The organism is Microbacterium lacus (assembly GCF_002812805.1).
GTDB classification, from domain to species: Bacteria; Actinomycetota; Actinomycetes; order Actinomycetales; family Microbacteriaceae; genus Microbacterium; species Microbacterium lacus_A.
The window spans coordinates 196,125-220,163 of the sequence record NZ_NMUM01000030.1 but is presented as its reverse complement, the minus strand read 5'-3'; the positions used below and the strand labels follow the sequence as shown (position 1 = coordinate 220,163).

At 65.5% G+C, this 24,039-nt stretch carries 19 protein-coding genes; 11 read left to right on the top strand and 8 right to left on the bottom strand.

Annotated elements, in window-relative coordinates:
* Nucleotides 1–136 precede the first annotated feature (136 nt).
* From CGU34_RS11005 to CGU34_RS10995, 3 genes are all read right to left on the bottom strand, one after another.
* Nucleotides 137–352 carry an acyl-CoA carboxylase subunit epsilon gene (locus CGU34_RS11005; RefSeq protein ID WP_036300355.1) on the bottom strand — a complete coding sequence of 72 codons (216 nt, stop codon included), beginning with the start codon at nucleotides 350–352 and terminating at the stop codon, nucleotides 137–139.
* Nucleotides 349–1,953: an acyl-CoA carboxylase subunit beta gene (locus CGU34_RS11000; RefSeq protein WP_036300354.1), complete on the bottom strand. Its 1,605-nt coding sequence runs from the start codon at nucleotides 1,951–1,953 to the stop codon at nucleotides 349–351. The genes CGU34_RS11005 and CGU34_RS11000 overlap by 4 nt, the downstream gene beginning before the upstream one ends.
* Before the next feature lie 208 nt (nucleotides 1,954–2,161).
* The gene (locus CGU34_RS10995; RefSeq protein ID WP_100814119.1) at nucleotides 2,162–2,989 is read right to left on the bottom strand and encodes an endonuclease domain-containing protein; all 828 of its coding nucleotides are present in this window, start codon (nucleotides 2,987–2,989) and stop codon (nucleotides 2,162–2,164) included.
* A gap of 233 nt (nucleotides 2,990–3,222) precedes the next feature.
* Between CGU34_RS10995 and CGU34_RS10990 the strand changes: the two genes are divergently transcribed.
* From CGU34_RS10990 to CGU34_RS10970, 5 genes are all read left to right on the top strand, one after another.
* Entirely contained in the window at nucleotides 3,223–4,035 is an 813-nt protein-coding gene (locus CGU34_RS10990; RefSeq protein ID WP_100814118.1) for a biotin--[acetyl-CoA-carboxylase] ligase, read from the top strand.
* Between the two features lie 81 nt (nucleotides 4,036–4,116).
* Entirely contained in the window at nucleotides 4,117–4,698 is a 582-nt protein-coding gene (locus tag CGU34_RS10985; RefSeq protein WP_100814117.1) for a PH domain-containing protein, read from the top strand.
* A 101-nt stretch (nucleotides 4,699–4,799) separates the two neighbouring features.
* Complete coding sequence (locus CGU34_RS10980; protein ID WP_100814116.1) at nucleotides 4,800–5,933, top strand: 5-(carboxyamino)imidazole ribonucleotide synthase; 1,134 nt, start codon at nucleotides 4,800–4,802, stop codon at nucleotides 5,931–5,933.
* A gap of 193 nt (nucleotides 5,934–6,126) precedes the next feature.
* Nucleotides 6,127–6,594: a 5-(carboxyamino)imidazole ribonucleotide mutase gene (gene purE / locus CGU34_RS10975; RefSeq protein ID WP_036300365.1), complete on the top strand. Its 468-nt coding sequence runs from the start codon at nucleotides 6,127–6,129 to the stop codon at nucleotides 6,592–6,594.
* Nucleotides 6,591–8,030 carry an LCP family glycopolymer transferase gene (locus tag CGU34_RS10970; RefSeq protein WP_100814115.1) on the top strand — a complete coding sequence of 480 codons (1,440 nt, stop codon included), beginning with the start codon at nucleotides 6,591–6,593 and terminating at the stop codon, nucleotides 8,028–8,030. The genes purE and CGU34_RS10970 overlap by 4 nt, the downstream gene beginning before the upstream one ends.
* 10 nt (nucleotides 8,031–8,040) lie before the next feature.
* Here the strand turns inward: CGU34_RS10970 and CGU34_RS10965 are convergent, their stop codons facing one another.
* The 4 genes from CGU34_RS10965 to CGU34_RS10950 all read right to left on the bottom strand — a co-directional run bounded on the left by CGU34_RS10965 (nucleotide 8,041) and on the right by CGU34_RS10950 (nucleotide 12,576).
* Nucleotides 8,041–9,183 (bottom strand): glycosyltransferase, encoded by a 1,143-nt coding sequence (locus tag CGU34_RS10965; protein WP_036298517.1) that lies wholly within the window; start codon nucleotides 9,181–9,183, stop codon nucleotides 8,041–8,043.
* Between the two features lie 142 nt (nucleotides 9,184–9,325).
* Nucleotides 9,326–10,006: a hypothetical protein gene (locus CGU34_RS10960; RefSeq protein ID WP_100814114.1), complete on the bottom strand. Its 681-nt coding sequence runs from the start codon at nucleotides 10,004–10,006 to the stop codon at nucleotides 9,326–9,328.
* 118 nt (nucleotides 10,007–10,124) lie between these two features.
* Entirely contained in the window at nucleotides 10,125–10,649 is a 525-nt protein-coding gene (locus tag CGU34_RS10955; RefSeq protein WP_157811290.1) for a hypothetical protein, read from the bottom strand.
* 145 nt (nucleotides 10,650–10,794) lie between these two features.
* Entirely contained in the window at nucleotides 10,795–12,576 is a 1,782-nt protein-coding gene (locus tag CGU34_RS10950; protein WP_157811289.1) for a DUF4012 domain-containing protein, read from the bottom strand.
* 144 nt (nucleotides 12,577–12,720) lie between these two features.
* Here CGU34_RS10950 and CGU34_RS10945 point away from each other — a divergent pair, with 144 nt between their 5' ends.
* The 5 genes from CGU34_RS10945 (at nucleotide 12,721) to CGU34_RS10925 (ending at nucleotide 20,266) form a co-directional block, all read left to right on the top strand.
* A complete protein-coding gene (locus CGU34_RS10945; RefSeq protein WP_100814111.1) occupies nucleotides 12,721–13,836 on the top strand; it encodes a glycosyltransferase in 1,116 nt (371 codons plus the stop codon).
* Between the two features lie 25 nt (nucleotides 13,837–13,861).
* Nucleotides 13,862–14,803, top strand: a complete 942-nt coding sequence (locus tag CGU34_RS10940; RefSeq protein ID WP_100814110.1) for a glycosyltransferase family 2 protein — start codon at nucleotides 13,862–13,864, stop codon at nucleotides 14,801–14,803.
* 158 nt (nucleotides 14,804–14,961) lie between these two features.
* Entirely contained in the window at nucleotides 14,962–17,085 is a 2,124-nt protein-coding gene (locus CGU34_RS10935; protein WP_157811288.1) for a glycosyltransferase, read from the top strand.
* A 275-nt stretch (nucleotides 17,086–17,360) separates the two neighbouring features.
* Complete coding sequence (locus tag CGU34_RS16970) at nucleotides 17,361–19,343, top strand: hypothetical protein (protein WP_198517754.1); 1,983 nt, start codon at nucleotides 17,361–17,363, stop codon at nucleotides 19,341–19,343.
* A 50-nt stretch (nucleotides 19,344–19,393) separates the two neighbouring features.
* Nucleotides 19,394–20,266 (top strand): NAD-dependent epimerase/dehydratase family protein, encoded by an 873-nt coding sequence (locus CGU34_RS10925; RefSeq protein ID WP_100814107.1) that lies wholly within the window; start codon nucleotides 19,394–19,396, stop codon nucleotides 20,264–20,266.
* A gap of 228 nt (nucleotides 20,267–20,494) precedes the next feature.
* Here CGU34_RS10925 and CGU34_RS10920 read toward each other — a convergent pair whose 3' ends face one another.
* Nucleotides 20,495–21,715, bottom strand: coding sequence for a hypothetical protein (locus CGU34_RS10920; protein ID WP_157811286.1), 1,221 nt, complete (start codon nucleotides 21,713–21,715; stop codon nucleotides 20,495–20,497).
* A 156-nt stretch (nucleotides 21,716–21,871) separates the two neighbouring features.
* Here CGU34_RS10920 and CGU34_RS10915 point away from each other — a divergent pair, with 156 nt between their 5' ends.
* Entirely contained in the window at nucleotides 21,872–23,785 is a 1,914-nt protein-coding gene (locus tag CGU34_RS10915) for a hypothetical protein (RefSeq protein ID WP_157811285.1), read from the top strand.
* The last annotated feature ends 254 nt before the right edge of the window (nucleotides 23,786–24,039 follow it).

Genomic DNA, 24,039 nt, shown 5'->3' with positions numbered 1-24,039 from the left:
GGGTCACGGCCATACGCATGAGCGTGTCACGCACGACAAGTATGCGGCGGTGCCGAAATCCGTGTCTGTAGGTACTTTGGGGGACAGTTTTCCCGGTTTTCCAGGGTTTTCGATGAGCGGGGTGCGATCCGCTCGCTCAGCTCGAGCGGCCCCAGGGCAGTCCGCGCTCGAGGGGTCGACGGAGCCCTCGAGCGCTCCGGGCCCAAGCCGACGATCCCGCGTCGTCCTCCGCGACGACCGCGTCCGCCTCTCGGACGTACGCCTCGGTGACGACGGCGAGCAAAGCGGCGAGCTCCTGCTCGTCGGGGGAGCCGCGGAGGACCTCGACCGAGACGTCTTCGGGTGAGCTCACAGCGGGATGTTCCCGTGCTTCTTGGGAGGTAGCGTGGCGCGCTTCGTCCGGAGCGACCGCAGCGCCTTGGCGACCATCACTCGGGTCGAGGCGGGTTCGATAATGCTGTCGAGCTCGCCTCGTTCGGCCGCGAGGAACGGTGAGGCGACGTTGTAGGTGTACTCGTTCGCGAGTCGCGTGCGGACGGCTGCGACATCCTCGCCCGCCTCTTCAGCGCGCTTGATCTCACCGCGATACAGGATGTTGACCGCGCCCTGCCCGCCCATCACGGCGATCTCGGCGCTCGGCCAGGCGAAGTTCATGTCGGCCCCGAGCTGCTTCGAGCCCATCACGATGTACGCGCCGCCGTAGGCCTTTCGGAGGATCACGGTGACGAGCGGAACGGTGGCCTCGGCGTAGGCGTAGAGCAGCTTCGCGCCGCGACGGATGACTCCGGTCCACTCCTGGTCTGTACCGGGCAGGTATCCGGGCACGTCCACCAAAGTCAGGATCGGGATCGAGAACGCGTCGCAGAACCGGACGAAACGGCTGGCCTTCTCGCCGGCGTCGATGTTGAGCGTGCCCGCCATCTGCGACGGCTGGTTCGCGATGATGCCCACGGAGCGACCCTCGACCCGACCGAACCCGATGACGATGTTCGGAGCGAAGAGCGGCTGTACCTCGAGGAAGTCGCCGGCGCCCGAACCCGAGGGTGCATCCACGAGCTTCGAGATGACCTGGTGGATGTCGTACGGCTGGTTCGGGGAGTCCGGGATGACCGTGTTCAGGGTGCGATCGGCATCCGTCGTCTCCCATTCGAATCCGGACTCGTAGATCGGGACGTCCGTCATGTTGTTGTCCGGCAGAAACCCGAGGAGGGTCCGCGCATAGTCGATCGCGTCGTCCTCGTCTTCGGCGAGGTAGTGGGCCACGCCGCTGCGGGTGTTGTGGGTGTACGCGCCGCCGAGCTCGTCCATCCCGACGTCCTCGCCCGTGACGGTCTTGATCACGTCGGGGCCGGTGACGAACATCTGGCTGGTCTTGTCGACCATGATGACGAAATCTGTCAGTGCGGGGGAGTAGACGGCGCCGCCCGCGGCGGGGCCCATGATGAGCGAGATCTGCGGGATGACGCCCGACGCCGCCGTGTTCAGGCGAAAGATCTCGCCGTACTTGCCGAGGGCGACGACGCCCTCCTGGATGCGTGCGCCACCGGAGTCCAGGATGCCGATGATCGGCATCCCTCCGCGCAGGGCGAGCTGCATCACCTTGATGATCTTGTCGCCGGCGACCTCGCCGAGCGATCCGCCGAACGTGGGGAAGTCCTGGGCGTACACCGCGACGGTGCGACCGTGGATCGTGCCCGTCCCGGTCACGACCGAGTCCCCATAGGGGCGGGACTTATCCATCCCGAAGGCGGTCGTGCGGTGGCGCACATACTCATCGATCTCGACGAAGCTGCCCGTGTCGACGAGCAGTTCAATGCGCTCGCGGGCAGTCAGCTTGCCCTTCGCGTGCTGCTTCTCGCGCGCGACGAGTTCGGCGGAAACCACCGCTTCGTCGTATCGGGCGCGCAGATCCGCGATCTTGCCGGCGGTGGACAGGTCGGGCTCATGACTCACGCGATTCACTCTATCCGGGCCCCCCGCGCTCGCACGGTTGACGGTCTCGCACAATGACGCAGAGCATCCGTTGTGCAACCCCTCTCGCCCTCTTCTCACGCCCGCCTCTCGGAAACGTCGTTCGCGGCCCTGCGCGGCGCCGCGGGAGGACTTCGGCGCGAGATGAGGAATGTCAGACCCGCATCCTCCTCTCGCGGGGCCGAAGTCCTCATGCGAGGTGCAGGTTCTGTGCGACTGCCGCGAGGATCTGTCGCTCGACCAGGGGCCAGCGGTCCATGACCTCGATGTAGTCGAAGCGCAGCACGGTGTACCCGGCGAGGCGCAGGCGCCGGTCATGCGCGATGTCGGCCCGGCGCTGCGCCGCTTGGTGGTACGCGAATCCGTCGAGCTGAATGACGAGTCGCTGCCCGATGAGAAGGTCGACTTCGTGGCCCAGCAGAGGGACCTGTTGCACGGCGTGGACGCCGAGCCTCGCGAGCCGATGGACGACGAGCGTCTCGAGCCCGGAGTCCGAGGCGCCGCCGGCTTCGGATGCGAGTGCTCGAGCGGCGTGCGTCGTCCAGTCGACCGCCTGCAGGTGCGCGACGGTTACGAGGCGCTTGTTGATCGCCGACTCCCAGATCGCCAGCGCTTCAAGATGCGGCTGGCAGGTCGCCACGCGGGCGAGGACGTTTTCGATGGCATCCAGCGGCGATCGTGGGAGAGCCCGGACGGGCCCGAGATTGCGGTGTGCCACGAAGCGAGAAATGTCCCGCCCGCCGTGCGGGTGAACGGCGAGATGCAGGCGGTCGGGCGGATGAGGAATCCAGAGTCCCAGCATCCGTGCCGCGGAGACGCACGTCACTCGTCCGCTCGCGCTCATGGCCGCTCGGAGGTCGTCGTCGATGCCCGGAAGATGCAGCCACTGTCGCGCCGTGACCATGATGAGCGCCGAGCGCAGCGCCTGTTCGAGGCGATAGCGGGTCCATCCCGCCTCGATCGCATCGGAGCGGTGCGCCCACCCGCCGCGCTTCCTGAGCCACAACTGAAGATCCATGCCCACATAGTTGCAATCGCTCTGCGATGTGAGCGTCTGTCGGGTGCGAAACGGGGGACACTGTGCGCTCCCCGGAGCGGGGGAGGGAGCGTGGACAACGGCGCGGGGAAGCTCGCGACAGCGTGGGAGGAGGAGTTCGGGGTGCGGGAAGGGGTTTGGGGTAGGGATGCTCCTCTTGCCGCGCCGAAGTCCTCTTGCGGTGCTGCGCCGCGTGGCACGCCTAACCTGGGGGCATGGGTTTGCACATCCTCGACTTTCCCGCCGCCGCGACCGTCGCCACGCGCGTCGAGGTCGTCTCCCGCACCGGATCGACGAACGCCGACCTGGTCAGGGATCACACGCTCGATCCCGGCGCCTGGCCGAATCTGTCGGTGCTGGTCACCGATGACCAGACGGATGGCCGCGGTCGTCGCGGGCGGACCTGGGAAGCGCCCGCGGGCAGCGCATTGGCGATCTCGGTCGTTCTCGACGTCTCAGGCCTCCGGCCGGTGGATCGCGGCTGGATACCGCTCATCGCGGGGGCGGCCCTGACTCGCGCCGTCGCGGGCCAGCTCTCTGCGCCGCTCGGCGACACGCACACGGTGCGGATGAAGTGGCCCAACGACGTGCTGGTCGATGGTCGCAAGGTCTGTGGCATCCTCGCCGAGGTCGCGCCCGGTGCGCAGGATTCGATCGTGGTGGGCGCGGGCGTCAACACGGCCATGACCGCCGAACAGTTGCCGACTCCCACAGCGACATCACTCGCGGTGCTCGGCATGACCGTCACCCCGCCGGTGCTCGACACGCTCCTGGCCGACTACCTCGCCGCGCTCGGCGAGCTCGTAGGCGCTCTTCTCATGGAAGATGGCGACGCGTCGCGCTCAGGCGTGCACGACGAGGTCGAGGCGCTCTGCGGGACGATCGGCAGCTCGGTGCGCGTCCATCTGCCGGACGGAACCGAACTCGTCGGCGAGGCGGTACGGATCGGGCCGCACGGCGAACTCGTCGTCCGCAACGGGGTGGACGAGACATCCGTCGTCGCCGGCGACGTCGTGCACGTCCGGTGAACCGCGACGTCGTTCACGTTCGCTGATCGTGCAGCCGCGTGGGATGCGTCATCCCGCGCCCACGACCGGCAGAATGAGCGCATGACCCAGCCGACGACGTACGGCAATCGCCTGCCGGCGCCGCCGCCCGGCACCGCCGCGCCCGAGCGGCTGGTCGCGCGGACGCGGGGGAGTGCTCGGCGCCTGGGCTGGTCGGCACTGGTCGTCGTGGCCGTCGCAGGCGCCGCGGGGTGGTTCTACGACAACCTTCCCGCGCCGTTCGAGAATTGGATGCTTCTCGCCGCCGCCGGAGCGATCGTGCTCCTTCTCGTCGTGCTGCCCTGGATCGTCTGGGCTAGTCGCACGTACACGATCACGACGCGCCGCGTCATCGCGCGTCGCGGGGTGCTGTCTCGGCATGCGCGGGAGCTGTTGCACTCACGGGGCTACACGATCAGCCTCCGCCGCGGTCCCATCCAGCGGATGTGGCGGGCCGGAACGATCATCTTGAGCAACGGGGTCGACGAGCCGTTGCGCTTGGTCAACGTTCCCGACGTCGTCCTTTTGCAAGAGGTGCTCGCCGATCAGATCGAGGTCAGCCAGATCCTGGCGCACCGCGACGCGCAGGGCATGGCGAGCGATGAATCCATGGCCGCCCCGCCTCGTCCGCCGCTCCCTGCCTGAGCCGGCAACATCGATGGGCCGCCGAACCAGGGCGGCCCGCGATTCGTGCGCTCCGGTGAAAGGATGGAGGCGCACGTCCAACCACCTGCGAGGGGAAGACCATGACATACCGCGTCGGAGTCGTCGGCGGGGGCCAGCTGGCCCGCATGATGATCGCGCCGGCCGTCGAGCTGGGCATCGACATCCGGGTGCTCGCTGAGGCGGAAGACATGTCGGCGGCGCTCGCCGCGACCCAGGTCGGCGACTACCGCGACGCGGATACGGTTCTCGCGTTCGCCCGCGACGTTGACGTCGTCACGTTCGACCACGAACACGTTCCGCAGCCTGTCCTGCACGCGCTGCTCGAGGCCGGTGTCGCGGTGCATCCGGGACCTGCGGCGTTGGAATTCGCCCAGGACAAGATCCGCATGCGTACGCGTCTCGCCGAGCTCGGGGTGCCGCAACCCGACTGGGCCGCGGTGTCGGACGCCGATGCCCTGCAGTGGTTCATCGACGACCACGGCGGCCGCGCCGTCGTGAAGACCCCGCGCGGTGGCTATGACGGGAAGGGCGTTCGCGTCGTCGGACACGGTACGGAAGCCGCGGATTGGTTTGCCGCGCTCGCCGAAGACGCACGGGGTGGCGATCTGTTGGTGGAAGAACTGGTGGACTTTCGACGCGAGCTCGCGCAGCAGATCGCTCGGAGCCCCCGCGGCGAGGTCGCCACGTATCCCGTCGTCGAAACGGTCCAGCGCAACGGGGTCTGTGCCGAGGTCGTTGCCCCCGCGCCAGGCGCCGGTGCGCGCCTGGCGGATGTCGCGGCCGATATGGCGAGGGACATCGCCAACGGGCTCGGCGTGACGGGCATGCTTGCGGTGGAGCTGTTCGAGACGACGGACGATCGCCTGCTCGTCAACGAACTCGCCATGCGCCCGCACAACAGCGGTCACTGGACTCAGGATGGCGCGCTCACGAGCCAGTTCGAACAGCACCTGCGTGCCGTCCTCGACCTGCCGCTCGGCCTCACGACCCCGCACGCTCCCTGGACGGTCATGGTCAACATCCTCGGCGGTCCCGCAGAGGGGGGACTCGCGGAACTCGTCCCCGCGGCGATGTCGGCGCATCCGGGCGCGAAGATCCACCTGTACGGCAAGGAGCCTCGACCGGGGCGCAAGGTCGGACACATCAACGCCGCGGGCGAGGAGCTGGACGAGGTCGCCTACGAAGCCCGCGCCGCCGCGGCCCACTTCGACTGAGCGCCCCGCGCCCCCGCACCCCGCCATACATTTCGATGTCCCACCTTTTCACCCCAAACGCCGTTTTGAGGTGAAAAGGTGGGACATCCCAGGCCGGTGCGCGGCGGAACGGCATTCTTGCAGGAGTGGGGCCTAGCCTGGTCGGGTGACCCGGCCGCTGCATTCCTCCGACGCGCCCATCGTCGGCGTCGTCATGGGCTCCGACTCCGACTGGCGCGTCATGAGCGACGCCTCCCAGATCCTGACGGACCTGCTTGTCCCACACGAGGTCGAGGTCGTCTCCGCCCACCGAACGCCCGACAAGCTGATGTCGTACGGTCGCGAAGCGCGGGCCCGAGGCATCCGTGTCATCATCGCCGGCGCGGGCGGCGCCGCTCATCTGCCGGGCATGCTCGCCTCTGTCACCACTCTTCCGGTCATCGGCGTGCCCGTGCCGCTCGCGACCCTCGATGGGCTCGACTCCCTGCTCAGCATCGTGCAGATGCCCGGCGGGATCCCCGTCGCGACCGTGTCGATCGGCGGTGCGAAGAACGCGGGACTGCTCGCCGCACGTATTCTGGGCGCTTCTGACCCCGCCCTCGCGAGTTCGCTCGACGACTACGCCCGCCGCCTCGAGGCCGAGGTCGAGGAGAAGAACCGGCGGCTGAAGGACGCGCTGTGAGCATCGCAGCTCCCACCCGGCTGCCGCGCGTAGCGCCGTCCCTGCCGCCGATCGTCAACCAGCTGCCGCTTCGGTACCCCGACTCGGGGTCAGCCGACTACATGCGCAGGCGCGCGTGGTGGCTCGTCATCTTCAACGTGCTGGTCCCCGGGTCCGCCCAGGTGCTGGCCGGCAGCAAGCGGCTCGGCCGGTTTGCGCTCGGAGCCACGCTGTTCCTGTGGACCGTGCTCATCCTGACCGCGGTCGCGGCGATGTTGTGGCCCTTCCTGGTGTACTGGATCGCAACGAACGGGATCGCGTTGCTGCTGATCCAGGGCTTGCTTGTCGGCTATGCGGCCCTCTGGGTCGTGTTGGCGATCGACACCTTCCGCCTGGTGCGGCTGGTCAAGCTCCGCCCCATCGCACGGGTGGGCGTCTCGGCCGTCCTCGCGGGACTGCTCGTCCTGACGTCGGGCGGTGCGCTGTACGCCGCGGATCTCGTCGGCACGACGCGCGGCACGCTGGGCTCGATCTTCGGCCTCGGCGGGCCTGCCGTGCCGCCCTCGGATGGCTACTACAACATTCTGCTCCTCGGTGCAGACAGCGGCGAAGGCCGCGATTCGATGCGCTACGACAGCATCTCGGTCGTCTCGGTCAACGCCGACACCGGCGCGGCAACGATCACCGGCATCCCACGCGACATGCCCGGGTTCCCGTTCGCCCCGGGGCCGATGCTGGATCTGTATCCGGATGGGCACACCAACCACGCCGACGCGTCGTGTGGCTGGGGATCGGGCATCAACCAGCTCCGCACCGAGGTCGAGGTCTGCCGCGACGGTGACGCGCTTTATCCCGATGCCCGTGCTGCCGGCTCGACGCCCGCGATCGAGGCGACGAAGGATGCCGCGGAAGGCATCCTGGGTATCGAGATCCCGTACTACGTCTTCATCGATATGCACGGCTTCGCGGCGCTCGTGGATGCACTCGGTGGCGTCGACATCACGGTCGTCGAGCGTCTGCCCAAGGGTGGCGGTCCCGCCTATACCGGCCAGTCGGCCGAGGACTGGGCGATCGGGTGGATCGAGGCCGGTTCGCAGCACATGGACGGCGACACTGCACAGTGGTACGCGCGCTCGCGCTACACGACGAACGACTGGGACCGGATGCGTCGCCAGCGCGAACTGCAGACGGCGATCCTCGCGCAGTTCACCCCGAGCAACGTGCTCTCGCGCTTCGAAGACGTCGCGGTTGCGGGCACGGCGCTCGTCGAGACCGACCTGCCGCAATCGATGCTGCCGTACTTCGCCGAGCTCGCCATGAAGACGAGGGAACTGCCGGTTACGACGATCGAGCTGACGCCCGAGGGTGGAGTCGACGCGGAAGAACCGGACTACGCCTACGTGCGCGAGATCGTTCAGGCGGCGCTCCACCCGCCGACTCCGACACCCACGCCGTAGCTCGGCCGAACTAGAGCTCGCCCGGCTGCATCGCCTGCTCGTCGATCTTCTGCGCGAGAACCCGCCTGCGTGAGGGGGCGCCCTCTCGCTGCGGGGCGTAGACGACGAGCGAGTGGAAGGCGAAGCGCGCCACGAAAGCCACGGCGAGCGTGATCGCGGCGGCCAGAACACTGGAAATATGCCAGGTCTCGACCAACAGGGCGAGTACCGGGATGCGGATGAGCGCTTCGGCATTGTTGAAGCTGAACGACTTCGCGAAGCGCAGCCAGCGAGCGGACGCGTTTCCGAGCATCTCGCGGAAGACGAAGCGTTCCTGCAGGACGAAGTTGCCGACGATCGTCACCTCTGCCGCGATGATCGCGGCCCAGATGTAGCTCATCCCGAGATGGGTGAGTCCGGCCATGATCCCGATGTTCGCCACCGCGCCGACCGCGCCGATCAGCGCGAAGCCCGACATCTTGCCGAACTTCAGCACCGAGAGCTGGGCGAGAAACCGCATGCCCTGACGCATGGATGCCTTGGACGAGCCAGCCGATCGCTCCGCGAAATCGAAGGGGACTTCAGCGACGGCGATGTCATTCCTCGCCAGGATCTCGAGCAGAATCTTGAAGCCTCGTGGCCGGAGCCGGTCGAGGTCGAGCTGCGTCCGGTCGACGAGGAAGTAGCCGGTCATCGGGTCCGTCGAGTCGCGGAGCCGTAGGGGGAACATGGCCTTGGTGAGGAGCGTCGCTCCGCGGGAAACCGCCGTGCGCACCGCATCCGCGAGCCCCGTTGCCGCACCGCCGCCCGTGTACCGCGAGGCTGCGACGATCCCGGCGCCCGTGCGCTGCTGCGCGCGCAGCATCTCGGGAATCACTTCGGGAGGATGCTGCAGGTCGCCGTCCATCACGATGCAGATATCCGCTCGAGCCAGACGAATGCCCTCCACGACGGCCCCGCCGAGCCCGGCAGCCGGCGTTTCTCGGTGGACGAGTCTGACCGGCATCGGCGTGACGGCCGCCGCCCGCTCGACCTCGGCGGGGGTGTCGTCGGTGGAGTCATCGACGAAGAGGATCTCGCGCTCGAGACCCTCCGTCGCAGCCGCAATCCGGCGAACGAGTTCGGCGACGTTCGGTGCTTCGTTGAAAGTCGGGACGACGATCGAGAGGTCCACGGCGCACCCCTCGTTCATTCAGCGTTCCCCGGACGGGGCCGTCATCGACGACGCCAAGAATATCCCGACACGGGGATACGAAGCTGCGTCTCTCCCCAGCGTCTGCTGTCGGAACGCGCAGCCGCCGGGCCTCGGTGGAAGCTCAACCGCGTCGTCGGGCCGCAATCACCAGTGTTGTCGTGACGGTTGTGGCAATGATTGCGATCGCCGCGAGCAGCACGATGGTCCAGGGGAGGTAGTCCATGCCCGGCCACTCCGGGGCGTCCGGACGGGTTCCGGGGATCTGCACCCGTCCCTCACGATCGGGAGAACCGGTCCACTCGTCGGGGAGGCTCGGGGGATCGAGTGTTGTGCCGGAGCCGGGAACTTCGCCGGGCGGTGCGACTCCGAGGTCGGGGCCTGGGGGAGAGAAACTGCCTGCTCCGGGATGCGTCCCATTCCCGCTCGTGACGGTGACGATGGCGACGTAGTCGCGGGACGCCGAAAAGGTGATCGCGTATCGCCCGTAGCCACGTTCGGGCGCGTGGAAAACAGCCGTCAGGCCGCCGTCGGCGCGGCTGACGAGGGTCGCTGTGCCACCGGCGCCGAGCACTCGAGCACCCCGCCAAAGGGCACCGGAGACATCCGTCGCGACGCTTTCTGTGGCTTCGAAGAATCCCGCGGAGAACTCGATCGTCGAGTTACCGCCGGGTTCGACGACGGCGGGTGTCACGGACACCCCTGCGGGGGCGACGTACGGGTCATCGATGCTCGCGGCGGCTGCCGGACCCGCGCACATCATCGCGATGACGGCAAGGGCGACAGCAACGACGCGCGTGATCATCTTTCTCCCCGGGTGGGTCGGCGATGACCGGTTGGTGCGGCTCTCATGGCAGGCGAAAACACGCCTCACGGCGCCGCCGCGGTTTGCGTGCGGCGCCGTGAGGGACGTATCTGCGGGCTTAGGCCTGGCGACGGCGCAGGACAGTAACGGTGATCAGGGCCGAGCCCGCGACCAGCAGTCCGCCACCGATGCCGTAGATCCACGGCGAGGTGCCGCCACCCGTGAGCGCGAGAGCCTGGTCGACCTGCGGGTCGGCCTCGCAGTTCGCGACGGGCGTGACCGTGATCGGAGCCGTGTAGCTCTGCGTTGCGCTGGTGAAGGTGATGTCGTACACGCCCTCGCCGTCGGCGGGAGGCTGGAACGTTGCCGTGAGGCTTCCGTCCGCGCCCGCGGTGACACTCGGCGTGAAGCTCGCGCCCGCGACACGGGCACCTGCGGCGGTGACAGCGACCGTTTCGCCGCTGACCCAGTAGCGCGCCCCGAACGAGATCGTCGACGTCTCGCACTGCGAGATGGCGGCGTCATCGATAGAGACGGCTGCGGGCCTGACATACGGGTCATCGACGGCGGATGCGGCGGCGGGTGCCCCCAACGCCATGATCCCGAGCGCGATTCCGAGCACGACAATATTCTTCTTCAGCATGAGATTTCCCCAGTGTTCACGCGAAGTATGCGTGCACCGTTGCTCCCCAGCATCCGATGCACGTATCGCGGACGACCCGAAGGTGTCCTGCGAAGACTTCCCCAAATTGATGTCAACTACCCCAGCTGACGCTTCACACCTTACATCAACCGGCGCATTCGGCGTACGTGATTTCCACCTCGTTCGCATGAACAAGCGGAGTCGATACGACGTCGACAGGCCGCTCTTCGATCGACGTACCCTGGGGCGCCGTGAACACGACGACGATGCGGTGCGACCCACCCGGTGACGTGACGAACTCGTGCTGGAGCACGGTGCGATCGCCGAACTGCGCCGTCTGGACGCCTTGGCGCTCATCGTCGATCGAATAGTCCGTCGCGAGCCAGCCATCCGGCCCGGCGACAGCTATGCGCGTGAGGGTATCTCCGAACGCCGGAACCATGAGTTCGGGGCCGAGGACGTACTTCGGGAGTATCGAGGAGGCGTCCGCAGGGATCGTGTTCGTCCAGTCGACGCTGACGGTCACGCGAGGGTCTTCGGCGCATTCGTCCAGTTCGACATGGGTGGAGGGTGTCGCGTAGTAGTCGAGTTTCGCGCCCGTGACGTCGTTGACGAAGATTCCGATGCGCGTGGTATCCGAATCCGGCGGAAGCATCGTCGCTAGGGGCGTGCCATCGATGCGAGCCTGTTCCTCGATGTGGGAACTCCAGACGTGCAGACGTTGCTCCTCCATTGATCGTCCGAGAGCTCCCAGCAGGATGCCCGGGTCGGCCTCACCGGCCGCGAGAGCCTCGAAGATCGCCCGTGCAACCAGTGCGAACGCCTCGTCCTGCATGGTCGTGTCGAGAATCTGCGCGTACGCGGTCGACAGCAGGGTATCGACCGCGTTGGCGGCGCTCAGCGAAAACGGTCCTGCCTGCACCGGGCCCGTCGCGTTAAGAAGGTACGAGATGCTGACGGCATCGATCGCTATGACGCCATCGACCCGCTGCCCGCTGGTGTGCTCCCACAGGGCGGCGGCGGCCGACGCGGTCTCGGTGAAGTCGAGCGAGCTCGCGGTGTTCTGGATGAAGCGGCCCGGAAGGTCCTCGAAGAGGGAAATCGTGCCGGGCGACAGATCGATGACGGGCTCTTCGGCGCGTTCGAAATCGCGTGACGAGAACTGCCGCTCGATCGTGATGCGCCCGTCGTCGAACCGCAGGACTGCCCCGGCACCGGCGATCCCGCCGAGGGACCGCGCTTCAGCATTGTTGAGTACGAGCAGCAGGTAGGTGCGCGGACCGTCCGTTCCGATCATCGCCGGGAGCACCGCAGCGGCGCGGTCCAGCCCGTCGATAACCGCTGCCGCCTCGGCCATGGCGTCCTGCAGCCGGTCGAGGGCATCCGCGACGACCGGAAGCGTCGGCTCGGGTAACGCGTTGACGCGATCCACGGCGCGCTGCAGGGCGGTGTTGGCGGTGGTCAGAACGGGCGATGCTCCGGCGAGCGGAGCGACATCGATGCGCCCATCCGCGAAGCCGAGGGATGAGATGTCGATTTCGCCGAGAGGTTCGGCGAGGGGAAGGACAGCGGCGGATGCGAGATCGGCGGCGACTTCGCTCATGCCGCGGACGGCCGTCAGGTCCGACCCGAGCCATGGCAGCCATTCGGCGACGCGCCACACGGGATCGGATGTCGCGGCCCGGGCGGCATCGGCACTCGTCTCGAAGTCCCGTGCCGCTGAGACGGCTCCGGACGCGTCCCCGGTCTGCACCAGAACCGGGATGGTCGATGCGGATTCGGCGGCGGACTCGAGGGCGTCCCGAGCGACGAGGGCGCGGGTGCCGAGCCAGAGGGCGGCCGCCATGAGCACGAGAAGCGCGATACCGAGTGAGATCAGCCAGACTCGGCGGCGTCGCCGGCGGTTGAGGTGGTGGGTTGCAGACACGGGCCTCATTCAAGCAGCCCGACGCCGAGAATCCGTTCACGGGTGTCTGGAGCTGTGGACTCCGGAGTGCGAGACCGTGCCGAAGGCCGGCATTACGAGCGCGTCACAGGTGGACGTCAGGGTCGCGCGGGTAGAGTCAAAAGAGTGACAGCGAGGCTCCGAGTAGTGCTCGACCAGGTGGTGAGCAGGACGTCGCCGGACCTGACCGAGGCGTCCACCAACCTCGTGGGCGCGCTCATCGATTCCGCGCCGTCGGGTTGCGATGTCGCGGGCATCCTCCCCGCGTCCCGGCCCGTAGACGCTCAACCGAGTTCGACCTTCGAGGCGCTCGCGAATGTGTGGACCGCCGCAGTTCCGCGTCGAGAGCTCGCGGCGGCTTGGCGGATGGGCGCGGCACTCGGCTCGGCAGGCGGGATGATTCACTCGCCGACTCTGATGGCGCCGCTGGTCCGGCACGATCGCGCGCACGATCATGACCAGACCGTGGTCACTCTCTGGAGTCTCGAGGCATGGACCTCACCCGAGAACCTGGATCGTGCCGATGCCGCGTGGCAGCGCGCGATGCTCAAGCGCGCTGTTCGGTTCGCCGACGCCGTGGTTGTTCCGACGCATGCCATGGCAGCCGAGCTGGACGAGATCGCGTCGTTCGGCGGCCGCATCCGCGTCATCGCAGGCGCCCCGCCGAAGGACTTCCGCATCCCCGTCGACGCGCCCGGGCGCGTTCGCGCCCTCGCTCTGCCCGATCAGTATGTTGTCGTCCTGGGCCGCGCGAGCGCTCACAACGAACTCGCCCCCGCCTTGCGTGCCGCGGCGGGCACGGATCTCCACGTGGTCATCGCGGATGCGGACGAAGGCGACACCGCTCTTCTGGCAGACCAGGCGGTCTCCGCCGGACTGTTGGCGGAACGCGTGCACCCCACGCCAACGCTGGCGACGCCCGATCGAGCAGCCCTTCTCGGGAGTGCTGGGGCCGTGATCGCGATGACGGGGGGCACGATGTTCCCGTGGCGCACGCTCGAGGCCCTCGCCATCGGGGCGCCCGTCGTCGCGGTCAGGACTGCGCAGAACGAGGAGCTGCTGGCGGACGGCGCGCACCTCGTCGGCGTGGGCGATTCGGATGGGATCGCCGAGGCACTCCGACGTGTCATGGTCGAGGACTCATTCTCGTCACGCCTGCGCGTGTTGGCGGCGGCGCGTGCGCGTGCGTTCTCTTGGCGCGACGCCGCCGAGCGCGTGTGGCAGCTGCACGCAGAGCTCTGACATCGCTTCCCCTAGGCTGTCGGCTATGCCGCGCGTCTCTGTCGTCGTCCGCACGAAAGACCGTCCGGCGTTCCTCCGTCGGGCCCTGGCGGACATCGCCACACAGACCTTCACGGATTGGGAGATCGTGGTCGTCAACGACGGGGGTGACGGCGCCGCGGTCCGTACCGTCGCCGGCGAATCGCCCTGCGCTGGTCGGGTGAGGGCAATCGACGCGCCCGCGCCTGGCGGTCGCTGCGCCGCCGCAAATGCGGGGATCCGCTCCGCCAGGGGTGAGTACATCGTGCTCCACGATGACGACGACCGTTGGGCCCCGGGGTTCCTTGAGCAAACCGTAGATTGGCTCGACCACCATCCGGACGACGTCGGAGTCATGGTCAGCACGGCCATCGTCTACGAGGAACGGCGCGGTGAGCAGTGGGTTGAGGTTGGGCAGACGCCCTTCTGGGAAGGGATGTCACGGCTCTCGTTGATTGAATTATTGGAGGTGAACCGAGCGGTTCCCATTTCTTTCCTCTACCGCCGATCGCTGCACGACCTTGCCGGGTGGTATGACGAATCGCTTCAGGCGGTCGAGGACTGGGACTTCTACTTGCGCGTAGCGGCAAAGTTCTCTGTCGGATTTCTCGCAGGAGAACCCCTCGCATTCTGGACCCAGCGGCCATCAGCGAGAGGCGCTGACGGTAACAGTATGTTCGCCCTCGCGGAACTGCACGAGCAGGACGATCTCGTTGTGCGTGAGCGGGCGCTACGCGAGTGGGTGGACGCGAACGGACCTGGTCTCCCGCTCTACATAGCCTTGGTCGAGAAACGATTGCGGCGCGAATTTGCACACGAGCTGAGTTCTCAACTCGAGCGACAACGTCACGACATCGTCCAAGAGATCTATGATCGCCACCCGCTGTGGAGGCGCTTGCGAAAGCTCGGCGGGCGATCGAACGGACGCCGAGCGTCGGGTCGCTCTTGAGCATCGGCGCGGTGAGGGCCCGCATACGGGCTTCCCGAGATGTGCCCGTCCTCGGTGCAGTTGTCCGCGCGGCCGACCGGGTGTGGTGGCATCGCGTCATCAGTCAGTCTGGGCTAGTCGATGCTGAGTTCTATGCCGCTCAACTTGGCCTCTCCCGCATGCCCGAGGACGCAGCTGTGTGGCATTACGTGGCCCGCGGGTTTCGGCGAGGGCTGAGCCTTAACCCCCTGTTCGACGAGGTCTTCGCCGGGGGAGGCTTACCCGAGGTATTTCGCGTTCCTGCCCTGTATGCCTACTTGGTGGGGGAGCGAGCGACGATTGCGGTACATCCCTGGTGGAACGCCACAGAGTTGGCAGGGGACGGCGCTCCCGGTCTTGAACGAGCCTGGAATGACCCCTCGATTGAATTGTCGTTGCGCGTGGGCGACACGGAGCGATCGATGACGGCATCCGAGATGAGACATCTCGCGCTGGAAGCCGCCCGCAGTTGGTCAGCAGGCGGCCATTCTTCTCGAATCGGCGCGGCGCGCGCCGGGGGCACGCGAACGCGGGACGCTGTTATCTGGTTCATTCAAGCGCGCGATCGGCGCTACCACCTCAAGCTCGCGCAGGCGGCTGAATTCGTGCAGTCGGGTCGGGCGGCCGGTTCGGTCGCCATGGTAGGCGCAGATGCATCCCAATGGATATCCGGCCAGATGCTCGCTGCAATGGAGCCGAAAGTTGCCGTTCACTTATACCGTGCGCGGACGGAGTGGGCAGACGCGCTGAACGACGAGGTGGAGCGGCTCCAGGGCCCTCAACTCCTGATCGCACTTGACGCGCGCTCAGAGTTCGCGGATTCGGAGATCGCGGCCCTCGCGACTGAGGCGCGCGGATCCCTCGTTATTCCGGCACACCGCGCAATAGACGGTACACTCGCCGGTCTAGGCGCGGCACAAGTCACCCAAGGTCGGGCCTACCGTATTCTCCGCCACCATCCGCACGAGGACTCCGCCGTCATTCCGGACCGCGTTCTTGAAGTGCCTCTCGCGACCGGAAGGTCGTTTGCTGTTGCAGCATCGGACTACCGCGCGATTGGCGGGATGCGGTCCAGCGGTGGCGCGGAATTGGAAGACTTCTCGCGGCGGCTCGCGGCGATCGGCAGGCCATCCCGGGTGCTATTGGACGTTCTTCCCGTGCTCGAAGAGCCCGAACTTGCGTTCCGCGGTAGCCGGCGACGTCGTGGGCTGATTCCGAAAGCCGTGGGAGCGGACCGGCTACGGGCCGAGGACGTTATCTCGGCTGCAGGATTCGATGTGCGCGGGTGGAGCCCTCGCGGTGCTTATTCTCCGGTGCCCCTACTCGTCTGGCGGCGGCCAGATCTCGCTGCGCAGAGATGGGCTATCAAGATCTGCGCACCGCCCGGTCGCCGAGGTGACGTTTGGGGCGACACCCATTTCGCGAGGGGTTTGGCCTCAGCGCTGAAACGCCGAGGTCATTTCGTCGTCATAGACGCCTACGATGCGCGGGACCGTGACACTGGATACCTGGATGACGTGAGCGTAGTGGTGCGTGGCCCGTACCGTATTGACGCTCCTAAATGGGGGATCTCGCTGCAGTGGATCATTAGCCACCCCGATGACATCAGCCGGGAAGAAGTCGCTGAGTTCGACCGTGTATTCGCTGCTTCTGAGGGATGGTCGAGGCGAGCGACTGAACGATGGGGGCTGCGCGTCAGCCCGCTTCTTGAGGCAACGGACACCGACTTGTTTCAGCCGAGGGGTCACCCGCGCGGCACGGACATTGTCTTTGTGGGCACGGCACGCGGTATCCCTCGACCCAGCGTCGTCGAACCCTTGGCTGCGGGCATCCCTGTTCGCGTCTACGGCCCCGATTGGCGGCCTTTCATCTCGCAGGCGGCCATTGCGGCGCCGTCGATCGCGAATGTCGACCTGCCGCTACGATACGAAACCGCGTCCATCGTGCTTAATGACCAGTGGCCGGCGATGCGACGCGAAGGTTTCATTGCTATGCGACCCTTCGACGCCGTCGCCGTGGGGGGGCGGGTCGTATCAGAGTCGGTAGAAGGAATTGAGGAGATATTCGATGGTGCTGTGGTCGTTTACCGTGATGCCGCGCACCTCGTGAAGTTGCTGAGCACGGATCCCGACGCGCTCTTTCCCCCTGACACGCGCCTTGCGGAGATCGCCCATCGCGTCCGTCAGGAGCATTCCTTCGACGCGCGTGCGGCTGTCCTAGATGAAGCCGCCCACGCCATATTCGCGGGCGTCAGCACGGTATAGCCGTCGATTTCATAACGCCGCGGGTGCATGCCGGGGTTGCGGCGCTGCCTCCGGTAGTAACATCCGTCACTTTAGTTCACAATGAACACATGCGTGCTTCGAATCTCGTAGTGAACGGGCGGTACCGGAAGTGGCGCCGCAGCCTAGCGTTAGTAGCCTCGGCTGCCGTCGTCATGGCAACGATGGCGCCCCTCGTCGCCGCGCCAGCTACCGCTTCGAGCGCGACGGCTGCGATATCCCAACCAACCGTCCGGGACGTCGCTACTGCAGCAGTCGTGGGTTTCGACGCAGGCACGATCATCGAAGATTCGCTCTTCTTCGATGGAGGCGCGATGTCGGCGTCCCAGATACAAGAGTTTCTCGATCAGAAGAACCGATGCACAAACGGTCGATGCCTCAACTCCAGTATGGCGAGCGTCTCGACTCGTTCCGCCGTGATATCGCACCGCACGGGAAGTCTGGTGTGCAGCGCAATCGAGGGTGGGACCATGCGCGTCTCGGATTTGATCTACCGGACTCAGGTTGCATGTGGCATCTCTGCAAAGGTGATCCTGGTAACTCTCGAGAAGGAACAGAGCCTTGTCACAGGGCGAGCGCCCACCGAGCGCAATTTCACTTTCGCGATGGGAGCGAATTGCCCCGATACTGCCCCTTGTGACCCCGCGTACTCGGGGATCGGGCCTCAGATTCTGGCGGGGGTGACTTCCCTCAAGAACTACTCGGCCGGAAGGTTTTCTCGCCAACCCGGTGTCCATTGGATCGGCTTCAGCCCGAGAGAAGGGTGCGGCGGAACGAACGTCAACGTGACGAACTATGCCACGGCCGCTCTATACAATTACACGCCCTATCAGCCCAATGCTTCATCCCTTGCTGCCGGGTACGGCACGGGAGACGTCTGCGGGAGCTACGGGAATCGGAACTTCTACAACTTCTTCACTGACTGGTTTGGTCCAACCACGGGGCAAGGCCGGTCGCCTCTCGGCGTCATTCAGGAGATGTCAACGAACGAGGACGGGATCCTCCTTCGAGGGTGGGCGCTGGACGTCGACGATGTGACCGCCGCTCTACAGATCCGGATCACCGTTGCCGGAGCTACGACCGTCTGGACAGCGGACCAGGTGTATGAGCCAGTCGCGGCGGCGAACCCTGGAGCCGGTGCGCGTCACGCATTTTCGGGTATGGTCGCTGCGCCGCCTGGGACGACGCAACGGATATGCGTGGATGCGATCAATATTGGATTGGGCAAGGATACGTCGCTCGGTTGTCGCGAGATAAGCCTTCCCCCTCGCGTCTCACCGCGGGGAGAATGGAAGGATGTCTGGGCGAGCGTCGATGGTATCCACATGTGGGGTTGGTCGATCGATCCCGACAACGTTCCGAACGCAGTCGATCTTCACATCCAAGTCGATCAAACGTGGTTCGTGTGGAAGGCGTCTGCGCCCTACGCACTCGGTCCGACGCTCATTGCTGGAGCAGGCACGAATCACGGCTGGGGCGGAGTGCTCCCGGCGGCCCCGGGAGATCACCGTGTCTGTGTCACGATGATCAACCAAAAGCAGGGAACAAACACAGCCTTCGGTTGCAAAGATGTCTACGTGCCGTCGATCGCAGATGTATCGCCGAAGGGACAAGTCAAAGAAGTCAGCGTAGTCGGACAGCAGGTCGGCCTGTGGGGATGGGTGGTCGATCCCGATGCGCGAACTCAGCCGGTCAGCGTCATCGTTCAACTAGACAGCAATTGGTATGAGTGGCGCGCGGATCAACCTAATCCGACGGCTGAAAGTCTCTACCCGGGATCGGGCCCGAACCATGGTTGGGGAGGGCGCGTCGACGCTTCCCCCGGCGTGCACTGGTTGTGTGTCTACTTCCGCAACCTCGCCGCTGGTGCCGATGTCAACGCGGGATGCCAACAAGTCACGGTGCCGCAGCCGGTCGTCGTGGATCAATCGCCGAAGAGTCGGATGATGGGCGCCTGGGCCGTGCCCGGAGGGATTGAGCTGTGGGGCTACGCCGTCGACCCGGATTCTGTCGCCACACGCACGACGGTAGTCGTGCAGGCGGGAAACACGTGGCTTGCTCTCACCGCCGACGCCGCCTACCCGCCTGGTGCGGAGGTACACCCCGGGGCGGATGGATATCACGGATACCATGCGATAGTTCCGATGCCTCCCGGCAGACATTGGGTCTGCGCATACGCGATAAACGCTGGTGCAGGTGCCGATACCGCGCCGCAGTGCGCAGTTGTCGATGTGCGCTGACCCTAATGTCGTTCGGCTCACGCCAACGGGGACGATAAACTGGCTGCATCATGCCGCAAAACGCTAACGCTCCTCGGGTCATTGTCACGGGCGCGAGCGGGTACATCGGAAGGCACGTCGTTTCGGCGCTGTTGGACCGGGGCTGCCGCGTGCTCGCGGTCGCACGGACGCTCCCTCCCGCTGACATCGATCCTCGGGCTGAGACCTGCGAGATCGACGTCCTGGACATCAACGCGGACGTCGACCCTTTGTTCGCGGACAGCCGTGACATTCTTGTCCATCTCGCGTGGCAAGACGGGTTCTCCCACCAGGCGCCGTCTCACATGCTGACGCTTTCCTCGCACTTCCGGTTTTTGACGGAAGCAGCCAAGAGGGTTAGCCGGCTGGCTGTGCTTGGGACGATGCACGAGATCGGCTATTGGGAGGGAGGAGTTACCGCAGAGACCCCGACGAACCCTCGATCTCTGTACGGCATAGCGAAGGACGCTCTCCGCCGTTCACTCTTCCTGGCATCCTCGAACGAAACCGAACTGTGCTGGCTGCGCAGTTATTACATCTACGGTGACGACCGTCGTAACAAGTCCATATTTACTCGGCTTCTGGATGCCGAGGAGAGCGGGCAGGCGAGTATCCCGTTCACAATGGGTAGGCAGAAGTACGACTTCATTCATGTCCGAGACCTCGCGGAGCAGATCGCCGTCGTGGCGATGACTCCCGGCATCTCGGGGATCTTGAATACAAGTTCCGGCGTTCCGGTCGCCCTTGCCGAGAAAGTCGAGTTGTTCATCGAGGAGAACGGCTTGAATGTACGGCTCGACTACGGCGCATTTCCGGAACGGGCGTACGACTCGCCTGCGATCTGGGGCGTCGCTGACGATGTTCGCCAGCTTGTTTCTGCGGCTAGAGCGTCACACGAGCAATGACCCCCTCCGGGTGATAGTGGGGGTCAGGTCAGGATCCCTAAAACTGCCCGCCGCTCAGATTTTTATGCCTTTCATGCTGCGCCGTTCCTTCGACGCGCTGACCGATCGCCGATGGTCTGCCCAGAGAAACGCCCCATCCTCAGCTTCGGGCTGCAAGGTGGGGGCGTTTCTGCGTTGGTTGTGGTTTGCTCTAGTCGAGTTCGTAAGAGGCTTTCCTACGCGCTTCGATCACTGTTGCCGATCGATCTGCCACGTCCCTGTCGTGTACACGTGCACCACCGAGGGACTCGGTATCGTCACCTGTCCCCAGAAATCACCTGATCCCAGTCCGATGTCCTCCGCCTTGAGGCTCGTGTCCTCGGCCTTCAGGCTGGGTTCGACAATCCAGAGCGCGTGCTCCCCGCTCCCGTGGAACGAGAGGGTGACGGAGCTTGGCCCCTCAGGGAAGACCAGGATGTCCATACCCTCGCCTGACGTCGTAGCGCCGGCCACCCTCGCCCTCGACATCTCCAGAAACTTCAGCGTCCAAGCTGCGTCCGCATCGATTCGTAGGGTCTTCAAATGCGGGGCGAAAACGCCACCTTTTCCAATGACGTACGTGTGCTCCCTGCCAACCCCGAAACGGGCGCAGCAGGCCTCATCGTTGCTTATGAATCCTGTGGTCTCCTCTGGTGAGCATTCCGGACACGAGAATTCGACGATCTTCGATCCGCCTACGAAGTCGACGGGAATGTCCTCGGACGTGCCCGTGCCCGACCAGACGGTGTCGGGCAGCCAGAGGGTGACCCAGATCGGCCCGGGGGTCGAGACGGTGAAGTCGACGGGAGCGGGAGCGTCGAATCCGAACGGCACATCCGTCGCTCGTGCGCAGTACGTTCCGGTTTCGAGCGAGATCCCGAACCCGCCCGTGGACCAGCGGCTCGTTGCGGTCGTGTTTTCCCAGACAGCGGCAGCGGGTGAGGCGCAGGTTCCTTGCTCGATGAGGGCCGTGACGCCGTTGACACCACCGCCTGTGATGTCCTTTGCCACCAGCGCGCCGCTCACGACAGGCGGCGGTCCCGGAAGCCAGACGGTGACCCAGTTCCCAGCCCGAGCCTCCATCGTGAAAATGACGGGGGCAGTGATCGAGTAGGGAGCGGGGGCCGCCTGTGTGAGGACGCAATATGAGCCGGGAGCGAGGCCGATTCCGAATGCGCCGTAAGCGTCGGGCCGGTTCGTGGTGGTCGTGCGCCACACGGCCGCGCCACTGCAGTCGTCTTTCCTGATCTCGACATCGACGCCCGGTATCAGTTCGGACCCAGGACCCTTGATTGACACAGCCCCGGTTCCGATGACCTCAGCGCTCGCGGCGGTGGGCACAGCGCCGAACGCGCAAATCAGGGTGAGCAGTCCAGCCGCCCAGCGCAACGCGTTTCGTCGCGTTCGGGGAGGTGAGGCTGTTGCGGTCATAGATTACCCCTACTCGTTTGGCTGCTGGCGTGTGACCAAAACGTACCAGTCCGTCCGATCGACCCACCACCCAGGATGGCGACACCGCCCTGCTATCGCTATGTTGATGAGTGTCGGCGTCGATGGGGGGCCGACTGGGGGCATGGGGGATTAGCTTTGCGCAGCATTAGGGCAGCACTTTTCACGGTAGTCGCCGCGGCGGTAGTCGCGACATCGATCGTTCCGGCCGCGGAAGCGCAGGCAGCGCTCCCTGACGCGGTGCTTTCGGTAACAAGCCCGACCACTTTCGAAGAGGGGTACCTCGACGCACCCATAACCTTCACCGGGTCCGGCTTCACCCCGAACGCGCAGGTCTCCGTCGACATCGTGGTTGCCAGTGACGAGGCTGCCCCGTACGTACTGACCGGCACGTCGCTTCCTGCCAACTCGACCGGCGAACTATCTCCCTTCATGCCCTTCTTTGCGCAGGGGTGGATCATTCCCGCGACCGGTGGCGAGCATAACTCCCGCGTGTATCTGGTAGCTTCCGAGCTCGCCGCCCCAGCTAATGGCAATCAGAGTCGGGTCTCCAACCAAGTGGATTTCACCGTTACGGAGAGGGTGATGCTGCCAGCGGCCACGATCGTCGTGCCGAATACCATCGTCGTGGCTGGCCCCAACTGGGGCGAGGGGATCGCCTTCACGGGATCTGGCTGGAGCCCGAATTCAACCGTTTACCTGATGTTGGAGTTGCAGATTGACGATATCTCCGGGGCGGGCGACCACCTGGAATTAGTCTCCGACGCCAACGGCAACATATCCGGTGTTATCAATCCTGCGGCGAACTCCGATAATCCTTCGCCCGTTGCACCCGGTGAGGACGGGTATCCGAAGTATCGTATCTACGCACTAGAGGGGTCATTCGGTGAGCCGATCCGCGAGTCCAACTCAGTCGTGATTACCGTCACTACGAATGTCTCGACGCCTCCCACTCCCGCCGTGCTCGGGACCGGCGCAGTGTCGATCAAGGGCCCGTCCTCTGAACTACTCCCCGGTGTGACCGTCGAGATTCGGAAGAACACCTGCTCTGGCCCCGCGGTTTGGTACACCACCACCACGGATCGGGCGGACGCTTACGGCGCGTTTGGGATCGGGCTCCAGCCCGGGCAGTACTGCATTAAGACACTCAATGTGCCCGCCCCGTACTGGATTCCCGCTGACGTGATGTTCACGATGGAGGAGCGCCCCGCGAACTGGGTGACGGTGTGGGTGCCGGGACCGATCGTGCGACCGATCGTTACCGGCGCTTTGGTGGCGAAGGATGCGAACGGTAATGGAGTAAATGGCGTCACTGCGCTCATTCAGGAGGGACCGTGTGGGGTCGGTGGCCCCGGCGTTTGGCAGAACACCACGGCGAGTAGCCGGTGGGCGTCTGGGGGATTCGGGATCTCTCTCGCGACCGGAACCCACTGTGTCACGACACAAGGTGTTCCGGCTGGGTACAGGATTCCGGCGCCGGTCCAAATAGATGTCGTTGCCCCTTCACCGATGTGGATCACCGTGTGGGTTGCTTCCCAGCCGTTGGAGGGTTCGGGCGACTCAGTCGTGCCCGCGGACTTCTACTCGGGACAGAAGATCGTGGATTTCAGTTGCCCTTCGTGCACGGGGTACACCGGGGTTTGGGCACTTGACCAGGACGGAAAACGCGACCTGCTCGTGAGCACCGTTGGTGCATACCAGGGTCGACGGATCGCCGGATTTACGGACTATTTCCCGGTTCACTACACGGGTTTTGAGATCACCGCGAATGCCCACTGGACGATGACTATCTCGAATATCTCCTCGGCCCGCCACGTGTCATCGACCGCGGTCGGCATGGGCGACGACGTAGTCGTATTCGACTCTCCTGGTACGGTCGCTAACATCTCTCACACAGGCGGTGGTTACTTCGGCGTGTGGTCCAGGGACTCACGTGGTGACATGGATCTCCTGGCAAACGAGATCGGGTCCTACTGGGGGTCCGTGTCCGCGCGGAGCCCCGCGACGATGCAGATAACGGCCGACGGAACCTGGCAAATCAGCGTGGGCTGAGTGAGCCTGGTCGGCCCTAGACGCCCATCCACCCGCATCGTTCGCGAGAGAACCGCGGGCCGTCCTCGAACGTCACGGTCGAGCAGGCAGTGTTGCGCCCCGGTTCTGGTGGAGGCTCCTGACAGTACGAAAGGATGAGAAGCACGGGGAAGTTGAGGAAGTATCCGCCTGAGTCGAAGGACCGGGCGGTGCGGTTGGTTCTGGCCGCGCGCGATGAGGATGGTCGTCGCCGGGGGCGTGCACGAACGTCGGGC